Annotated in this window: 16 protein-coding genes; 10 read left to right on the top strand and 6 right to left on the bottom strand. The window is 63.9% G+C overall.

The genetic code is table 11. The annotated features are described in order from the left end of the window. The first annotated feature begins 3 nt into the window (after positions 1-3). From AC3DEV_RS08830 to AC3DEV_RS08795, 8 genes are read left to right on the top strand one after another with little or no spacing between them, the layout of a single operon-like run. A complete protein-coding gene (locus tag AC3DEV_RS08830) occupies positions 4-1,113 on the top strand; it encodes a Gfo/Idh/MocA family protein (protein WP_396444616.1) in 1,110 nt (369 codons plus the stop codon). Then, positions 1,110-2,105, top strand: a complete 996-nt coding sequence (locus AC3DEV_RS08825) for an SDR family NAD(P)-dependent oxidoreductase (protein WP_396444615.1) — start codon at positions 1,110-1,112, stop codon at positions 2,103-2,105. The genes AC3DEV_RS08830 and AC3DEV_RS08825 overlap by 4 nt, the downstream gene beginning before the upstream one ends. Then, on the top strand, positions 2,102-3,241 hold the full coding sequence (locus AC3DEV_RS08820) for a DegT/DnrJ/EryC1/StrS family aminotransferase (protein ID WP_488371847.1): 1,140 nt from the start codon (positions 2,102-2,104) through the stop codon (positions 3,239-3,241). Before AC3DEV_RS08825 ends, AC3DEV_RS08820 begins: the two co-directional genes overlap by 4 nt. Then, the gene (locus AC3DEV_RS08815) at positions 3,238-3,861 is read left to right on the top strand and encodes a NeuD/PglB/VioB family sugar acetyltransferase (RefSeq protein ID WP_260488263.1); all 624 of its coding nucleotides are present in this window, start codon (positions 3,238-3,240) and stop codon (positions 3,859-3,861) included. Before AC3DEV_RS08820 ends, AC3DEV_RS08815 begins: the two co-directional genes overlap by 4 nt. Further along, entirely contained in the window at positions 3,861-4,988 is a 1,128-nt protein-coding gene (locus AC3DEV_RS08810) for a DegT/DnrJ/EryC1/StrS family aminotransferase (RefSeq protein WP_396444645.1), read from the top strand. The genes AC3DEV_RS08815 and AC3DEV_RS08810 overlap by 1 nt, the downstream gene beginning before the upstream one ends. Then, positions 4,981-6,423, top strand: a complete 1,443-nt coding sequence (locus AC3DEV_RS08805; RefSeq protein ID WP_488371846.1) for an oligosaccharide flippase family protein — start codon at positions 4,981-4,983, stop codon at positions 6,421-6,423. The genes AC3DEV_RS08810 and AC3DEV_RS08805 overlap by 8 nt, the downstream gene beginning before the upstream one ends. Then, positions 6,420-7,667 (top strand): glycosyltransferase, encoded by a 1,248-nt coding sequence (locus AC3DEV_RS08800; RefSeq protein WP_488371845.1) that lies wholly within the window; start codon positions 6,420-6,422, stop codon positions 7,665-7,667. Before AC3DEV_RS08805 ends, AC3DEV_RS08800 begins: the two co-directional genes overlap by 4 nt. Then, entirely contained in the window at positions 7,664-8,791 is a 1,128-nt protein-coding gene (locus AC3DEV_RS08795; RefSeq protein ID WP_488371844.1) for a glycosyltransferase, read from the top strand. The genes AC3DEV_RS08800 and AC3DEV_RS08795 overlap by 4 nt, the downstream gene beginning before the upstream one ends. A 13-nt stretch (positions 8,792-8,804) precedes the next feature. Here AC3DEV_RS08795 and AC3DEV_RS08790 read toward each other — a convergent pair whose 3' ends face one another. Further along, a complete protein-coding gene (locus AC3DEV_RS08790) occupies positions 8,805-10,064 on the bottom strand; it encodes a hypothetical protein (RefSeq protein ID WP_488371843.1) in 1,260 nt (419 codons plus the stop codon). Positions 10,065-10,215: 151 nt separating this feature from the next. Between AC3DEV_RS08790 and AC3DEV_RS08785 the strand changes: the two genes are divergently transcribed. Continuing rightward, entirely contained in the window at positions 10,216-11,139 is a 924-nt protein-coding gene (locus AC3DEV_RS08785) for a YveK family protein (protein ID WP_488371842.1), read from the top strand. A 2-nt stretch (positions 11,140-11,141) separates the two neighbouring features. Further along, on the top strand, positions 11,142-12,521 hold the full coding sequence (locus AC3DEV_RS08780) for an O-antigen ligase family protein (RefSeq protein ID WP_488371841.1): 1,380 nt from the start codon (positions 11,142-11,144) through the stop codon (positions 12,519-12,521). Positions 12,522-12,544: 23 nt separating this feature from the next. Here AC3DEV_RS08780 and AC3DEV_RS08775 read toward each other — a convergent pair whose 3' ends face one another. The 5 genes from AC3DEV_RS08775 to ppk2 form a co-directional block, all read right to left on the bottom strand. Beyond that, entirely contained in the window at positions 12,545-14,308 is a 1,764-nt protein-coding gene (locus tag AC3DEV_RS08775; RefSeq protein ID WP_488371840.1) for a glycosyltransferase, read from the bottom strand. Further along, a complete protein-coding gene (locus AC3DEV_RS08770; RefSeq protein WP_488371839.1) occupies positions 14,298-14,891 on the bottom strand; it encodes an acyltransferase in 594 nt (197 codons plus the stop codon). Before AC3DEV_RS08770 ends, AC3DEV_RS08775 begins: the two co-directional genes overlap by 11 nt. 78 nt (positions 14,892-14,969) lie before the next feature. Further along, a complete protein-coding gene (locus tag AC3DEV_RS08765) occupies positions 14,970-15,728 on the bottom strand; it encodes a WecB/TagA/CpsF family glycosyltransferase (RefSeq protein ID WP_488371838.1) in 759 nt (252 codons plus the stop codon). A gap of 263 nt (positions 15,729-15,991) precedes the next feature. Next, a complete protein-coding gene (locus AC3DEV_RS08760) occupies positions 15,992-17,035 on the bottom strand; it encodes an enoyl-CoA hydratase/isomerase family protein (protein WP_488371837.1) in 1,044 nt (347 codons plus the stop codon). Between the two features lie 85 nt (positions 17,036-17,120). Further along, positions 17,121-18,023 (bottom strand): polyphosphate kinase 2, encoded by a 903-nt coding sequence (ppk2, locus tag AC3DEV_RS08755; RefSeq protein WP_488371836.1) that lies wholly within the window; start codon positions 18,021-18,023, stop codon positions 17,121-17,123. Positions 18,024-18,036: the final 13 nt, after the last annotated feature.

Genomic DNA, 18,036 nt, shown 5'->3' with positions numbered 1-18,036 from the left:
AACGTGAATCCGATCACCACCACTCAAGTCAACGTAAAGAGGGACGAGATGCCTGCTGAAAGACTTCGGATCGCTGTAATCGGCGCCGGGTACTGGGGACCGAACTTGGCCCGGAACTTCGCCCAGAGCCCCGACTGGGATCTTGCTGCCGTATGCGACCTCGATGTGGAGCGAGCGCGAGCAGTGGCTGACCGGGTCGGGGCCCCTTTCACATCGTCGCTGGACGAGGTACTGGATGATCCCACGATCCACGCCATCGCGATCGCGACGCCCGCCCGAGCTCACGGGGAGATCGCCACCGCCGCCCTCGGGAAGGGCAAACACGTCGTGGTCGAGAAGCCGCTGGCCGACTCACGCGGTATCGGCGTGGAGATGTGTGACGCCGCCGAACGCAACGGGTTGGTGCTGATGGCTGATCACACCTACTGCTACACGCCGGCCGTACTGAAGATTCGCGAACTCATCGAGTTGGGTGAAATCGGCGAAATCCTTTATATCGATAGCGTCCGGATCAATCTTGGCCTGATCCAGCCGGACGTGGATGTCCTGTGGGATCTTGCGCCACACGATCTGTCGATCCTCGACTTCATCCTGCCCGACGGGCTCGATATGTCCGAGGTCTGCGCAGTGGGTTCAGACCCCCTGAATACCGGCAAGGCCTGCGTGGGCTACCTGACGTTGCCTCTAGGAAGCGGCGGGATCGCTCACGTCCACGTGAACTGGCTGAGCCCCACCAAGATCCGGAGGATGGTGATCGCTGGCTCCCTGCGAACCATCGTCTGGGATGATCTCAATCCCCAACAGCGCATCAGCATCTACGACCGTGGCATCGACCTCGACACGCAATCGCGCACCGAGGCGAACGTGACGCCGGCGACCGTCTCGTACCGGCTCGGCAGCATGTGGGCGCCCGCGCTGGCCGAGCAAGAAGCTCTAGCCAACATGGCGACGGAGTTCGCGTCCGCTATCCGGGGTAGGCGCGCTGCTCGCACGAGCGGCGGGTCAGGTCTCCGGGTCCTCTCCGTTCTGGAAGCAGCCGCTCAAAGCCTTGCCAGGGGTGGGATGCCGGTGGCCGTCGAGCACGAAGTTCCCGAGTTGGAGACGGTCCTATGACAAAGCTCGAAGGTGCGGAAGTCCTGGTCACGGGTGGCGCGGGGACTATCGGATCAACACTCGTCGATCAGCTTCTCGAAGCCGGGGTCACCCGGGTCGATGTTCTCGACAATCTGGTGCGTGGGCGGCTCGCCAATCTCGAGGCCGCCCTCGAGAGCGGGCGGGTCCACTTCACCGAGGGTGATATCCGCGACGCCGAACTCGTGGACGAGGTGACTGCGGGGAAGGACGTCGTATTCCACCAAGCGGCTATCCGCATCACGCAATGTGCGGAAGAGCCGCGCCTGGCCCTGGAGGTCATGGTCGACGGAACGTTCAATGTGGTCGAGGCCGCAGCCAGGCACCACGTCGGCAAAGTAGTGGCCGCATCCAGCGCGTCCGTCTATGGAATGGCGGAGATCTTCCCGACCGATGAGCGACATCATCATGGGAACAACGACACCCTGTACGGTGCGGCGAAGACATTCAACGAGGGTCTGCTCAAGAGCTTTCGAGCGATGAGCGGATTGGACTATGTGGCGCTCCGGTACTTCAACGTCTACGGACCTCGCATGGACGTGCACGGCGTCTACACAGAGGTGCTGGTGCGGTGGATGGAACGGATCGCAGACGGCGAACCGCCGCTGATCTTTGGCGACGGCCACCAGACCATGGACTTCGTCTGCGTCCCGGATATCGCACGAGCCAATATTCTTGCTGCTACGAGTGGAATAGCGGCCGGAACCTACAATGTCGCGAGCGGAACCGAGACGAGTCTCCGCGAACTCGCGAGCATGCTCCTCAGGGTCATGGAATCCGATCTGGACATCGAGTTCGGTCCGGAGCGCGCCGTGAACGGGGTCGCACGACGGCTGGCCGACACCGCCGCCGCCCGGCGTGACCTGGGGTTCGAGGCCGCGATCGGGTTGGAGGACGGCCTACGCCGGCTTGTGGAGTGGTGGACTCCGTTGCGAGACGAAGTCGCCGCGGGCCGGAAGACAGGTGCGCTGTGAGAGAGCGCATCAACGTCATGAAGCCCTGGCTCGGCCGGGAGGAAATCGACGCGGTCGCAGAGGCGATCGATAGCGGCTGGATTGCGCAAGGCCCGCGCGTCATCGCCTTCGAGAACGAGTTCGCGATCGCGATGCAGGCGGATTTCGCGGTCGCCACCTCAAGTTGCACCACCGCCCTGCATCTGGCGTTGGTGGTTGCAGGGATAGGTCCTGGCGACGACGTCGTGGTTCCGTCGCTCTCATTCATCGCCACAACTAACGCAGTTCGCTATGTCGGCGCGGAACCGGTCTTCGCTGACGTCGAACCGGAAGGCGGCAACGTCACCGCCGCAACCGTCACGAAGGCGCTGACGCCGCGGACTCGCGCGGTGATCGTGGTCGACCAGGGCGGAGTTCCCGTCGATCTCGATGCCATTCGAGCGGTTACTGATCCTCTGGACATCGTGGTGGTGGAGGATGCCGCGTGCGGTGCTGGCTCCACCTACAAGGGCTCGCCTGTGGGTGTCCGCGCGGCGCTGACGACATGGTCGTTCCACCCTCGCAAGTTATTGACCACCGGCGAAGGCGGAATGCTCACCACCAACAACCGGGAGTGGGCGGAACGAGCGCGCCGGTTGCGCGAGCATTCCATGTCGGTGTCGGCAGCCGAGCGTCACAACTCGACATTGCCGGCAGCCGAGTCGTACCCCGAGGTCGGGTTCAACTTTCGTATGACAGACGTGCAGGCGGCCATCGGGCGAGTTCAGCTCGGGAGGTTGCCCGCTATCGTGGCCCGGCGTCGGGAAGTCGCCGCCCGCTACTCCGCGGCGATCTCCGACATCCGCGGGCTACGCGCCGTCTCCGATCCGGAACACGGGACGACAAACTTCCAGTCTTTCTGGGTGGAGGTCTCCGACCCCTACCCCACCGATCGCGAGGGGCTGCTCGGCGCGTTGGCGGCGGAGGACATCTCGGCGCGCCGCGGAATCATGGCGGCCCATCGCGAAGAGCCGTATCGCGATCTCATCCCGGATGGCGGCCTGCCAGCGACAGAACGACTTCACGACAGAACGCTGATTCTGCCGGTGTATCACCAGATGACCGACACCGAACAGGATCGTGTCATAGACGTCCTCCACTCTCCGGCAGCGACATGACAGGGGGACTGCTACTGGTCGGTGCCAGCGGCCTCGCACGTGAAGTGCTCGCCGCAGGCCTCGGGGTCGTCGGGGTCCTCGATGACGATCCGGGCCTGGCTGGGAGGAGTCTCTCGGGCACTCCCGTCCTGGGGGCGGTGGCGGCCGCGGTCGATCGACCCGAACAGCTGCTGATCACGATAGGTCCGAGTATGGCCAGGCAACGTGTCGTCAACGGGCTTGAACGCATGGGCGTCGGCCCGGACCGGTATGCCACGTTCATCGCCGGGTCGGCAGTGGTGGGATCAACCAGCACGGTCGGCGTCGGTTCGATCCTGCTCGATGGCGTCGTCGTCACTGCAGACGTCGAGATCGGCAGCCATGTGGTGATCATGCCGAACTGCACGATCACGCACGACGATCGTCTGGCTGATTTCGCAACCCTAGCCGCCGGCGCCTCACTCGGTGGTGGCGTTCACATCGGGGAAGCCGCGTACGTCGGGATGAACGCGTGCGTGTATCCCCGATGCTCAATCGGGCAACACTCAACTGTCGGTATGGGGGCAGTGGTGATCGGAGATCTGCCGAGGGACCAGACCTGGGCCGGGGTACCCGCACGTCGCTTGAAAGGCGGAAGGTGATGGGGGACGTTCCTTTTCTGGACCTGACGGCGCAATCGGCTGAGATCGCCGATGAGGTACTGCCGGTGTGGCAGCAGCAGCTCGCCACCGGAGCCTTCATCGGCGGCGAGGAAGTCACAGCGTTCGAATTGGAGTTCGCGGCTTACATAGGGGTCCCACATGTCGTCGGAGTCTCGAACGGCACCGACGCCCTTGAACTCGCGTTCCGCGCGTCCGGGGTTGTCCGGGGCGACGAGGTCATCATGCCGGCCAACACCTTCATCGCGACGGCGGAGGCGGTGTCTCGGATCGGTGCGGTGCCGGTGTTCGTTGATGTGGATAAAGACCATCTCCTCATCGATCCGAAGCACGTCGAAGCCGCGATCACCGAGCGAACCCGCGCGGTCGCTCCGGTCCATTTGTTCGGGCAGACCGCGCCCGTAGAAGCGCTCGTGCCTATCGCTTACAAGTACGGATTGACAATCGTCGAAGATGCAGCTCAGGCTCAGGGCGCATCAGGCCCGGCCGGTCGAGCCGGCGCCATTGCTTCGATCTCTGCTACCAGCTTCTATCCCGGGAAGAATCTCGGTGCGGCAGGCGATGCGGGCGCAGTGATGACCAAGGATCCGGAGGCCGCCGCCCTCGTCCGCAACCTGGGCGCCCATGGCAGTTCAAGGAAGTATTTGCACGACCATGTCGGGATGAACGCGCGACTGGACGCCGTTCAGGCGACTGTGTTGCGAGCCAAACTCCGCCGCCTGGAGAGATGGAACGAGGCGCGCCGCGCCGCCGCCGAGCGTTACCAGATGCTTCTCGCGGATACCGCCGGGGTCCGGCTCCCGCGGACGCGGACGGGCAATATCGACGTCTGGCACCTGTACGTGGTGCAGGTCGAGGGGCGCGAACAAGTCATGGCCGGTCTCGCTACCGCCGGTATCTCCACCGCGATCCACTACCCGACTATCGTGCCCCTCACCGAGGCGTACGCGTCGCTGGGATACCGACCAGGCCAATTCCCGGTAGCAGAGCGCGCGGCCACGCGAATTCTGTCGCTACCGATGTTCCCGCATCTGACAGTCGAACAGCAGGAGCGCACTGCCGAGGCCTTGGCCTCAGCAGTGTGGAGCTATTGGGCCGGAGATGACTAACACTGGTGAGCCCGGAGCACGCCGGGCGCTGATGTGGAGTTTCACCAATACAGCCGTCGGGAAGTTCGGGACGCTCTTCATCTCTATAGTCATCGCCCGACTCCTCGGGCCGGAGGAGTTCGGCACCTACGCGGTGGCCCTTGTTGCGCTCGCCGCGGTGCTGAGCTTCAACGAGTTGGGTGTCAGTCTCGCGATCGTGCGTTGGGAGGGAGATCCGTACCGGATCGCTCCCACAGTCACGACGATATCTGTGGTCGCCAGCGTCGCAGTGTTTGGAGCCGGCTGGTTCGCGACCCCGACGTTCGCCGCAGCAATGGGCGACTCGGATGCGACAGATGTGGTGCGCTTGATGCTCGTGTGCGTGCCCCTGAACGGCGTGGCCGCCACACCGGCGGCCCTTCTCCAGCGCGAATACCAACAGGGGCGACGCACAGCCGCCGATCAAGTCAACATCTGGCTCGGGGCGGTGATCTCCGTGACGTTGGCCGCCGCGGGCTGGGGGGCAATGAGCCTCGCGGTCGGCCGGGTGGTGGCGGCAGTCGTGTTCACCGGCATGCTCATTCGGCTGTCGCCGGCTCGACTGAATTGTGGTTGGAACCGGGAGGTGGTGCGACCGCTGTTGAATTTCGGTCTTCCGCTGGCCGGGTCCAGCCTGGTCGTCTTCGCGGTCGGGTATGCAGATCAACTCGTGGTGGGCAACCGACTCGGCGCTCAAGCGCTGGGCTTCTATCTGCTCGCGTTCAATCTCGCCAGTTGGCCCGTGAACATTTTCTCCCAGCCGATCAGGGCCGTAGCGCCGGCCGCCTTCGCCCGCATCCAGAACGATGCTGCGCGAATGGACCAGAGTTTCAGGGCGGCGTTCCGCCTCGTACTTGTCATCGCTCTGCCCGCCTGTGCGTTATTGGCCGGCGCAGCGGTGCCCATCGTCACTGTCGTGTACGGGGAGGTCTGGGCTCCGGCGGCGCTGGCGTTGCAGTGGCTCGCGTTGCAGGCCGCAGTCCGCATCGTTTTTGAATTGTCCTACGACTTTCTCGCGGTCAAGCGCCGATCTGTCACCTTGATGATCGTTCAGGTGTGTTGGCTCGCCGCGTTGATACCCGCACTCATCATTGGCGCTCGGTATGGCATCGCCGGCGTCGCCATAGCGCAATTTGCGGTCGCGCTTCTGGTCCTGATCGGCGGATACACGTGGGCGCTGAGCCGTACAGGTATCGGATTGGTTGCTCTGATACGCACCGCCCTCGTCCCGTGCACAGGTGGAACGCTCGTGTGGGCGGTGGGATACGCGGCTACACAGGGTCTGGAACATCCGTTCGCCGCGGTGTTGGTCGCAGGCGGAGTGACCCTGGCGGTCACCGCTGCGCTGGCACGGCTGTCGCGCGACAGTCTTCACCTGCTCCGGAAGATCGATGTCCTCGAGGAGGTCGCATCATGAGGGTGATCGTCTACCCGCACGACCTGGGCATCGGCGGAAGTCAGCTCAACGCGATCGAACTCGCCGCAGCTGTTCGCGACCGGGGTCACGACGTACTCGTGTTCGGTCGGTCCGGTCCACTCCGCGCGCGGATCGACGAACTAGGTCTGCCATTCGTCGAGGCACCCCCGCAGGGGAAGCGCCCATCGCTTCCCACCGCGCGAGCCCTGGCCGAGTTGTCGAAGCAACGCAGTATCGACGTGATCCACGGTTACGAGTGGCCGCCGATCCTGGACGGGGTCCTCGCCGCGGCGAGGCGCCGATCACCGACGGTGGTAGGGACGGTGATGTCGATGTCTGTGCCGCCTTTCATACCGCACAGCGTCCCCCTGGCCGTCGGGACAGCCGAGATGCGGGACTACGAAGAGGCTGCGGGTCGCCTCCGCCTTCATCTGCTCGAACCACCGGTGGATCTCGAGTTCAACGACCCGCAGAGCGTTGACGGTGTCGCGGAATTCCGACAGCAGCACGGCATAGACGAGACCAGACTGAACATCGTGAGCGTGGGCCGCCTCTCTCGCGAACTGAAGCTCGAGGGGATCTTGACCGCCATCGACGTCGTGGGCGAATTAGCGGCCACGCACGCGGTGCGGTTGGTCCTGGTGGGAGACGGTCCTGCACGCGAAGAAGTCGACTGTGTGGCCGATGCCGTCAATCGGCGATGTGGCTCCGGCACGGTGATCCAGACCGGACAGATGGACGACCCGCGGCCTGCTTACGCGGTAGCAGACATTTCACTGGGCATGGGTGGCTCGGCGCTACGGGCGCTCGCATACGGGAAACCGCTCGTGGTCCAGGGGGAGAAAGGGTTCTGGCAGACCATGACGGCAGCGTCGGTCGAGCAGTTCTTGTGGACCGGCTGGTACGGAATCGGCGAAGGCTCCGCCGTGGGAGCCGCGCGTCTGAGGAGCGAGCTCGAAAGTCTGCTCTCCGATCCGCATCTGCGGACCGAGCTCGGGCTGTTCGGTCAGCAACTCGTTAACACGCGCTTCTCGCTGACCAGAGCTGCGGCAATTCAGGACCAGATCTACCGAGAAGCGATCGCACACCCTTGCCCACGACCGCGACGTGATGAGGCCACCGCGCTCTTCCGTTATTCGTCGTACTACCTGCGAAAGCGGATCCAGCGGCTTCGCGGCACCACCACAGAGGACGACTTCAACTCGCGGCCGGTCACCGCTATCAGGAAGGAGGCCATGTCATGACTGATTCGTCCGAGGTGGTCGTCTGGATTGCCGGTGTCGGGTGGGATGACTTGACCGGTACTGATAAGCGTATCGTCCTTGAACTTGGACGCCGGGCCGAAGTCCTCTGGGTCGACCCTCCGCGGCGAGGTGGTTGGGTGCAATGGCGCGCCGGCAACAGGAGTGGGGAATACGTGGCTCCGGGAGTTCGCCGAGTCAGGATTCCGGGACTGCCGGGATTCTCGCGCTGGCCGATCCGTGTGCTGACGAGGTTCACGACAAGCGTGACTGTCCGACATGCGCTCAGCGGGAGCCTCCGGACTCGCGCCATCGTCGTTGCCAATCCCACGGGCTATTTCCCGCCCGGGGTGACCGGTAAGCGTGTTCTCTACGTGACCGATGACTGGATAGCCGGAGCGAAGCTCATGGGCCTGTCGCCTCGATTCGTCACGCGCACCCTATCTAGGGCGGCTCGGGAGTCAAACCTCATTGCGACAGTCAGCCCGGGGCTTATTGAACGGATGAAATCGCTGGGGTTGACAGGAATCCCCTCTGCGTTCGTACTGCCCAACGGTGCGCCGCCTGTGTACCCCCCACAGCATTCCCGCCGAGCGCCGGTAGCAGGACTTGTCGGAACACTGAACGAACGATTGGATCTGGCACTTCTGGAAGGAGTGGTAGATGCCGGCATTAGAGTGCACCTGATCGGTCCCCGGACAGACCGCGATCCGGAATTCGGTCAACGGCTGGACCGGCTTATCTCGAGAAGTCTTGTCGAATGGACGGACCGCGTTCCTGCCGATGAACTGTCTCCGAGGATCGGAGTCCTCGCAGTGGGACTCACACCGTACACGGACAGCGCATTTAATCGCGCTAGCTTCCCGCTCAAGACTTTCGACTATCTTGCCGCTGGCGTCCCGGTGATCTCTTCTGATCTTCCGGCATCCAGGTGGATCGGTTCCGAGTGTGTTCAGACGACCGAGAACACCACCGAATTTGTTTCGGCTGTGAAATTACATGTCGAAGTGGTGCGGCGGGGTGGACCCACGGTTGAGCTATCGAACCTCTGCCGCGAGTTGGCCAGCCGGCACTCGTGGGAGCACCGTGCGCAGGAACTGCTTGATTCAATCGACGGCACCGGCTAACCACAGATGAAATCTATCCCGTCAAATCGATACGGTAGATATGGTAGGTGGACTCGGAGGGGAATTCGTCGGTCAGCCGGCCGTCGATGATCCCCACAGTGCGGCCCTCATGGACGAGTGTCGCCGTGTCACCTAGACCATCGGGCAGAACGAACGACCTGCGGCCGGTGCCGCCGTCGGTCATGGCGAAGAGGTAAGCCTGCCCGTCGTGCACTTTCAACATCGTCTGAGATTCATCTGCGGCATGCCAACGGAGTGACTGAGTATTCAGGACCGGGGCCAGCTCGAGTATTTGATTGTTCACCTGCGTCATAGCTTCGACCTGGCGAAAACCGCAGAAGGCCTCACCTAGTTCCTGCGCCTGCCGCACCGGTTGGGTGCTCTTACACGGACCGCCGAGTGACTGCTGAAACCACACGATGCCCCGCGCCTCGTTAATGAGAGAGGACATCGCTGCGCCCCGAATTTCCTCAGGCTCCATGTACCGAGTGAACGCCCCGTCGTCGTTGGCCCCGCTCATCACCTCGACAAAATTCCAGATCGGCATGAGATTGTCGTCCCGCGCGTCAAGATTCCGCAGTGCCTTCACGAACTTGCCATAGCTTGATGCAGTGCGGCAGGTCGATTCAGGTATCCGTCCGTCGTAGAGATGGCCCCGGTATGCGTCCCCGGCATCGCAGAAGGGCACCGTGTAGAAGTACATGTCCAGACTGACGACGTCGGCGAAGGTGTTCACATATCGAAGTCGGTCTGCGTACGACAATTCGGGCCCTACTACCATGTTGGTGAAGTTGGCATACAAGAACTGCCTCCCCGTAGCCATCGAATTCTTGAGCCCCTCAAGGTGCGCGAATCCTTCAGCTGGCGGGGTGAAACGCCCGTCGACCTCATCGTCGAGAAGAATGCCGGGCCAATACCGGGATCTGTCGTCAAAGGACGCATTCACCCGCCCACCTACCCAGTACATCTCAGACTCCTGCAGAGCCGCGAAGTCTGTTTCCTCCCACAGCCCGCCGGTGTAAAAAGTGAGTCCGGCGGCTTTGTCAGACCGGGCGTGATCTGCATTCGAGACCTCGCCGTACCAGAGTCCGATCGGGAAGAACCGAGGATCCGTCCAATTGCTTGCATTGGCGAACCGCGCCCAGTACCCAGGCCCCCCCTCCCACGCAATTCGAGGGAGGGTCTGAATGTCGTCGCCAGGCGAATAACTGCCTGGGGTGGGCGAGCTACACCCGCTCGTTATGAGCGACACGGTCAGGACCGCGGCGACCACAAGTCTCCATCTCGGTGATACCATCCATGTTAGAGTAGTTTCACCGTCGGCGGCGGGGGGGATTTCCGCCAGAGCCAGCATTTTCAGAGCCGGCAGTTGAGGTCGGCCCACTATCGAGTCGGTTGACACGTCCGCGGATTGGGGACACGACATGGATCTATTTGATGTGGCGCAGGCCTGTCGTCGACGCTGGTACGTCACTGTCCCACTTGCGCTGCTCACGTTGGCCATGGCGGGTCTGGCATATTACGCCGTCCCCGTCGTCTACCGAGCATCCGCTGTCGTCGGCCTCGCCCCCTCGCCTCTCACTGGTGGCGAAGGAAACGGGATCATTAATAACGGCGGAACCATCATGCTGGCGAATCTCACTGCTGCGGGTATCGATTCCGCCAGCGTTGCCCAGGACATCAAGGACTCGTCGGGCGCAACCGATTTCGCTGCAGCTGTGGTCGCGGTCCCCGGTGGCCAGATGCCGATGTTGAATCTCGTTGCTTCTGCTCGCGACCGCGACACGGCCGTTTCTGCAGTGACGATCGCGCAACAACGCGCCCAGGATGAATTGGACCGGATTCAGGCCAACGCCGGCATCTCCGAACGTGCATACGGTGTGATCTATCAAGTCAGCGGGACTCCGAACGTCGAAGAATTACGCCCGGGTCGAAAGAAACTGGTGGCGGGCATAGTAGGGCTGGGCGTGATTGTCAGTGTTCTCGCGGGACTGCTCTGGGATCTGAGAAAGTCGAGAGAGCCCAAAGAGGACGGAGCCGTCAGCAATGAGTCCGCCGCGAGGGGTACCGACGGTGGTGAAGACGGCGATGGCGACCCGATAGCCGATGGCCCGGATGGACAGACGCACGACCACGTCAATGATTCGACGAGGTACCTGCTCGACCACGAGTCAGCGATGTTCCACTCACCGGCCGGGGGGCGAAACACGGGAGAACCCGGCAGGGCTGATCCCGCGGGTCGAGGGCTTGTTGATAGCGGTGAAGCCGGCGATGCCGGGCCATCCGAGCCACGGTCCCCCGCGGAAACCGAGCGCGGCGGTAATGCGACCAGCCGTCACCGGCGATAGCGATGTCGGCCGCGGTGCGCTTGCGTGGTTGGTGGCGCTCGGAACGGCTCCGCACCGACCGCATCCCCCTCCTGGGAGCGCTGTTCTGCCTGGTCGTTCCTCTCATCCCCGCGTCGGCCGTCTTGCCGGGACCGCTCAGGGGGCAAGGCTCGCCGGCGCGGCTACTTGCAATCGCGATGCTGCTGGTGGTGCTCTGGCACTTCGTAGGGCGCCGACGATCCGGGCCACCACAATCGCTGAAACCAGGGGCGGTTCTCCTGGTGTTGTTCCTGGTTCTCCAACTGTTCACGTACTTCATGGGGGCGTTCTCCCCCGGAAACGCCGAGATCGAAGCGAATAAGGACCGTATCGCGGTAGCAACCGTCATGTACGCGTTCGTAGCGCTGTACATCATCACCAGAGTCACGCATTCGCGGCAACAGCGCTATCTGATCGGGGCGCTCCTCACCGGGCTCACGTGGGCGATGTGCGTCGGCGTCCTGCAGGGTGTCGTCGGGCTCGACATCCGCAATTTATTCGTACCACCGGGTCTCATCAGTAGCGTTCCGGATACCGAGATCATCGCCCGCGGTGCGGCGGTTCGTGTAGTGGGAACGTCGTCGCACGCGATTGAGTTCGTCGTGCTGTCCGCAGCGACCATTCCGCTCGCACTGCACATGTCCCGCTTCGCGCGCACCACGCGTCGGCGGCGGTGGGCGATCTTCTCGGTTGCGGTGGCCTGTCTCGCCCTACCTCTGGCGGTGTCCCGGACCGGACTGTTAGCGCTGCTAGCCGCATTCGCTGTGTACTGCGTCGGCCAATCTGTGAGATTTCTGCTCAACGCGGTGGTTATCGGAGGAGTAGTAGCGGCTACCTACCGTCTCGTTTATCCCGGCCCCATTGCATCGTTGATCTCCTCGGTACTCGACGCGGGTCAGGACGATAGTATTACCACTCGCACCGATGACTATTCGTGGGTAGGCAGGATGTTCGCCGAGCGCCCTTGGGTCGGGATGGGCCTCGGAGGCAACCCCTATCCGGAATATCAGATCTTGGACAACCAGTGGCTGCAGGCCGTGGTCCAGGGTGGAGTAGTCGGAGTCGCGGCGTTGACATTGTTCGTCTTCGCCGGGTTCGCAGGTCTCGCAGTTGCCCTTCATCGCAGCACGAGTCCCAGGGCGCGGGACGAGGCCTACGCATTGGGCGCTTCATTTGCGGCGGTGACGGTGTCGATGGTGACGTTTGATCTCCTGGTATTCCAACAAGTGAGCGCGCTTCTCTTCATTCTTTACGGGCTCTTGTGGACCCGAGTCGCACCCGTCAGATCCGACCCACCGAGTCCGAGGCACGAGGGAAGTGCTCGGCTTGGTGTGAGCACTCGACGGAAAGCACGTGAATACTGACACCGGCTGGTGGACTACACGAATCATCTGCTCGATTCGTCGCGCTCCCATCGCTCGGCCGTGTCCAGCCCGCTCCTGAGGCGAGCAACACCCGCGATCGACAGATAGACGAGCGCGTCCAGCGCTGAAACGGGCCCACGAATCGTGCGGAGTACCGCCACCAAGGTAGAGGGTGACGACCAGTTCGCCTCTGCTACCTCGCGATTCGTACGGTAGATCCGCTTCAGGGTATGTGTGAGGTGCGGGACGCCGACCGGCGTGGTGACGATCGCCGGGTCGGTCCGAACCACTCGATACTCGGCCGGCGAGAACTGCAGATCGAGCCAGAGATCGTCGGCGGTGAGATCCGGGAACCTCCCGATCCGTTCGAGGCCCCCGCTGTTGAGAGCATAGATGCCAGCGCCCCAGATCGAGGTGTTCAGCATGGGTACTCGACGGCGGCAACGGTAGTAGCGTCTGACCAGAAAAGTGGACGTGGAGAAGTCGTACTTTCGATCGGGTCGAGCAGCAAGAACACCCGGTTCGCGAAGCACCCTCACCAAGTCGAAGACCGTCTTCTCGGTCACGGTGATATCCGCATCGAGGAAGATACACGGGGCAACTGATGCTGCTCGGAGCCCCGCATTGAGTGCTTCAGCCTTGTTCCCGTCAGCGAGTTCGAGCGCCCTGACCCCGGGGTACGATTGCGCGATCCGGGCGGTGTCGTCTGTGCAACCATTCGCCACGACGATGACATCGAGGGCACCCCTGGCTGCGGCGTCAGCCAGAGGGGCCATGGTTCGCGAAAGGACTGTCGCCTCGTTGTGTGCGGGAATGACGACCGAAGCGGACCGCGGTTCTAGAACGTGGGCCGGACTCTCCTCTGCCTTCGGGAGCTCGTCCCATCGGGCCGGGTCCAGCAGCGCGGTCCGTGTGTGGCGAGAGCCCGGTCGATTACCCCGCAGCAGTGTGGCGAGAACAAGAATGCTACGTACGACTTCCGCGTACGCGTCACTGTGCCACTTGGCCGCGTAGCGAACCTTGTTCACGGCGAGCAATGTGTCGAGTTCTCGTGATGTGCCGGAACCGGCACCGTGATGAATGACCGTCACATCGGGATCGAACAGGATCTCGTGACCGAGCTCTCGGATTCGTCGGCAGTAATCGGTCTCTTCCGAGTACAGGAAAAAGCGCTCATCCCACGGCCCGACCGCCTCCACGACATCTTGCCGGAGCAACAACGCCGCGCCGGTCACCCACTCGGCCTTGCCCGGGCGCGAATAATCCCGCGGATCGGACACGCGCTCGGTGAATGCCGCTGGCCGGCCGAGAATATGGTCCCCGAGGAGCGAGTCCCCCAACGTGCGGAAGACGGTGGGCTCTCGATGGAGCGACCGGTGCAGAGTGCCGTCCGAATGGACCATCGCGGGTGCCACAGCAGCAGCACCAGCCCGGCGGGCAGATTCCACCCACTTGCTCAGTGCGCCGTCGGGTAGACGGAGGTCGGGATTGATCACCGCCTGAAAATCACAGGAACCGGCGCAACGCGTGGCGGCGTTGACTCCCCCGGCGTAGCCGATATTGCGTTCTTCGACGAGGCCGATGTCGGTTCCCGCGGACCGGACGATGTCCCGGGTTCCGTCGGCGGAGCCGTTGTCGACGACGATCACACGGATTGCGAGGTCGGCCGCTGCCCGCCGTAGATCGCCGAGTAGCAACCCGATGTCATCGGCGCTGTTGTAGGTGACGATGACGACGCAGACGTCGGCGTGTTCGTCATCCGCTCGAAAAGAGCGGTCAACGCCCATCCTGGACCTCCTCCAGACCAGCCGGATCAGAGGCCGGATCCACGCGCCGATAGCTGCGACCGCATCGACAACGGAGGTCAGCCTCGAGTCGCTCGCCGCACCGGCAGACCCAGCCCCTGAGACGGGCAGGGTTCCCGACATAGAACCCGTGCGGCGCGAGATCCGTTGCGACGACACTCCCAGCCCCGGTGAAGCTGTACTCGCCCACGGTGTGACCCGCGACGACGACACTGCCGGCGCCGAGGGTGGCGCCCCGGCGAACGAGCGTTCGGGTCAGTGCGTCACCGCTCTTCTTGATCTCGGCCCGCGGCCTGAGGTCATTGGTGAACACGACGGCCGGTCCCAGGAACACGTCGTCCTCGACGGTCACACCGTCGAAGATCATCACCCGGTTCTTCACCGTCACCCGATCGCCGACCACTGCACCAGTCTCGATGAACGCGTGATCGCATACGTTGCAGTCGGCGCCGACAGCTGCGCCGGGAAGGATGTGTGCGAACGCCCATACGCGGGTGCGTGGACCAACGTCATCGCTCTCGCACAGGGCGTGTGAATGGGTGAAGAAATCAGGTGCATCTGACATCTGCGACCCTCCCTGAGATGGGCGGTTCCCCGCTGCTTCCTGTGTCACTTCAGACTAGGGCACCGAATGAAGAAGAAGTCACGCATCGAGAGTTGCCCCTCGCAGCTTCTTGAATTGCTGCGGGCCCTCGATCAGGTATCGGCGCGCAAGTCGTCGTGGTTCGCGATAAAGCCGGTAGAGCCATTCCGCTCCGGTTTTCTGCATCCACTGCGGTGCTCGCGCCACTCTGCCCGCCAGGAAGTCTCCCGATGCTCCGAAAGCGAGCAGTACCCGAGCTCCGGAAAGTGCGCCATAGGTGTCGATCCACTGCTCCTGGCGCGGCTTTCCCAATGCGACCACCAGAATGTCCACCTGTGCGGCGGCGATGTCCCGGACGATCGCTCGCGCTCTGTCCGGGTCATCGAGCTCCTCTCGGCTCGGAGCCCAGACCGATCCCGCGTCGAGTCGCGGCCAGCGCTGCGCCATCACCTCGGCGAGGTCGTCGTGCATGGATCGCGTCCCACCCAGCCACCCGACCCGGGCGTCGGAGTTCTCCGCCGAGCTGAGGATTGCCGGTAACAAGTCCGCGCCGGTCACTCGGGGCCAGGCCAGCCCCGTGAGGGTTCTCCCCCTCCACGCGATCGGCATCCCGTCCGCCAGCCACAGCCACTCGACCGGGTGAGTGACCGAATGGACTCCCGTACCGTCCGGGAAGTGGTGGAGGTGGTCGAGGTTCACCGAGCCGACGGCGAGCGCCACTGACGGGCGTTGCCTGATCGAGTTGCCGATTCGTGTGACGACGTCGTCCTGCGTGGCACGAGTAACGGTGACTCCGGCGAGGTTCATCCCATTGGCCATACGACTAATCCCGACCTGCGAGTCGGACCCGATTCAAACCTCTCGGGCCTACGCATCTGCGAGTGCTCACCGCATCCGGCACCCACACCTGGTGGTCGTCCATTGCCCGATAATACGCGCTGCAGGTGACCTTGTACGGGCAAAGTGAACAGCGTCCCCGCCGGGCGGCCAGCCCAGGACCAGACCCGACCGGACGCACGTGCCCCTCCGACCGGAGATCCGGCCGAGGGGCACGCGCGTCGTCCCGCCGCGCAGGTGCCCGATCAGCTCCCGGCGAGCGCCGAGCGGATGGCGTCGACGTCCACGGAGTCGAGGTCCGCCGGGTCCCAGGTGGGGTTGCGGTCCTTGTCGATCACCACGGCCCGCACACCCTCGACGAAGTCCGGGCGGGCGGTGATCCAGGCGCCCAGGGCCAGCTCGTTGTCCAGGCACGCCCGCAGGTCCCCCGCCTTCGCGCCGGCACGCAGCAGTTCGATGGTGGCGACGATCGACGTGGGGCAGTGCGACCGCAGCATCTCGAGCGTGGTGGTGGCCCACTCGTCCTGCTCACCGGACTCCAGCGCCGCGATCATCTCCTGCGCGGTGTCGCGGGAGAAGACGTCCTCGATGCGCTCGATACGGGCCTCGACGGCGGACTCCCCCGCCTCGGAGCGCTCGAGACCGAACCTCTTCAGCGCGTCGGCCAAGCCGATGGCGGCGACGGCGTCGACGAAGGCGTTGCGCTCGTCGTCGTCGATCAGGTGGGTGGCCAGGCCGGTGAAGAGGGCGTCGGCGGAGTTCATCCGCACGCCCGTCGTACCGAGGTAGATCGCCACGGCCAGGCCGCGCTCGCCGCCGCCGCACAGGCGCGGCAGGAAGTGGCTGGCGCCGACGTCCGGGATGAAGCCGATCGCCGTCTCCGGCATGGCCATCATGACCTTCTTGGTCACCACGCGGTGCGAGCCGTTGATCGAGACTCCCAGGCCTCCGCCCATGGCCACCCCGTGGATCACGGCGACCGTGGGGACGCGATGCGTGTGGTACGCCAGATCCATCGCGTACTCCTCGGAGAAGAACTCGTGGTTCCTCTCGTGCTCACCGGCGGCCGCGGCGTCGCGCAGCGCGCGGATGTCGCCACCCGCACAGAACGCCTTCTCCGAGGTGCTCGTGGTGATGACGGCCTCGACGTCCTCGTCCTTGGCCGCCTCGTCCAGCGCCGTGTGCAGGGCCCGGCACATGGACAGGTCCAGCGAGTTCAGGGCCTTGGGGCGATCCAGGACGATGTGCTGTATCCGGCCATCACGCCGGCTGCTGACGAATTCGCTCATGACCCCATAGTGTCAGGCCGCCCACCGACCGTCGCACGGATACTAGGAATTCCTACTTCGCTGCCCCCGATGCGGGCCCGCCGCCTCAGCCCTCCAGCAACTGCGAGGCCACGTCCGGCACGTACCTGAACTCCTCGCGCGGCGGGCGGTCGTAGTTCGAGTCCGCGCCCTTCGGCCGCTCGGGGATCTCCAGCGCCGGCGGGTCGAGCTTCTCCCACGGCACGGTCGACAGCAGGTGCGAGATGACGTTGATCCGCGAACGTTTCTTGTCCTCGGACTCGACCGTGAACCACGGCGCCTCGGGGATGTCGGTGTGGACGAACATCTCGTCCTTGGCCCGGCTGTAGTCCTCCCACCGGGTGATGGACTCCAGATCCATCGGCGAGAGCTTCCAGCGGCGCATCGGGTCATCGTGGCGCGACCGGAACCGCCGCTCCTGCTCCTCGTCGGACACGGAGAACCAGTACTTGCGGAGCATGATCCCGTCCTCCACCAGCAGACGCTCGAAGATCGGAGCCTGGTGCAGGAACCGCCGGTACTCGTCGGGGGTGCAGAAGCCCATCACCCGCTCCACGCCGGCGCGGTTGTACCAGGACCGGTCGAAGATCACGATCTCCCCGGCCGCCGGCAGGTGCTCGATGTAGCGCTGGAAGTACCACTGCGTCTTGTGCACCTCCGTCGGGGCGGGCAATGCCACGATCCGGGCGTGCCTCGGGTTGAGGTACTGCGTGATCCGCTTGATGGCCGAGCCCTTGCCCGCAGCATCGCGCCCCTCGAAGACCACCACCATCCGGTTGCCGGTCTCCCGGAGCCACGCCTGCATCTCGACCAGCTCCGCCTGCAGCCGCTCGAGCTCGGCCTCGTAGGCCTTCTTCGGCAGCTTCTCCAGACCGCTGGGTAGGAGGTCCTTCTTCTTCACACCGCTCTTGGCACTGCTCTTGGACGCGCTCTTGCTGTCGCTCTTACCAGAGGCCTTCTTGCTGCTCATGGCCCGAGCCTAC

It is taken from the genome of Dietzia sp. IBK-p2-15D, from assembly GCF_057773105.1.
Note: the sequence above shows the minus strand (reverse complement) of the source record. Positions and strands in the feature narration are given on the sequence as shown.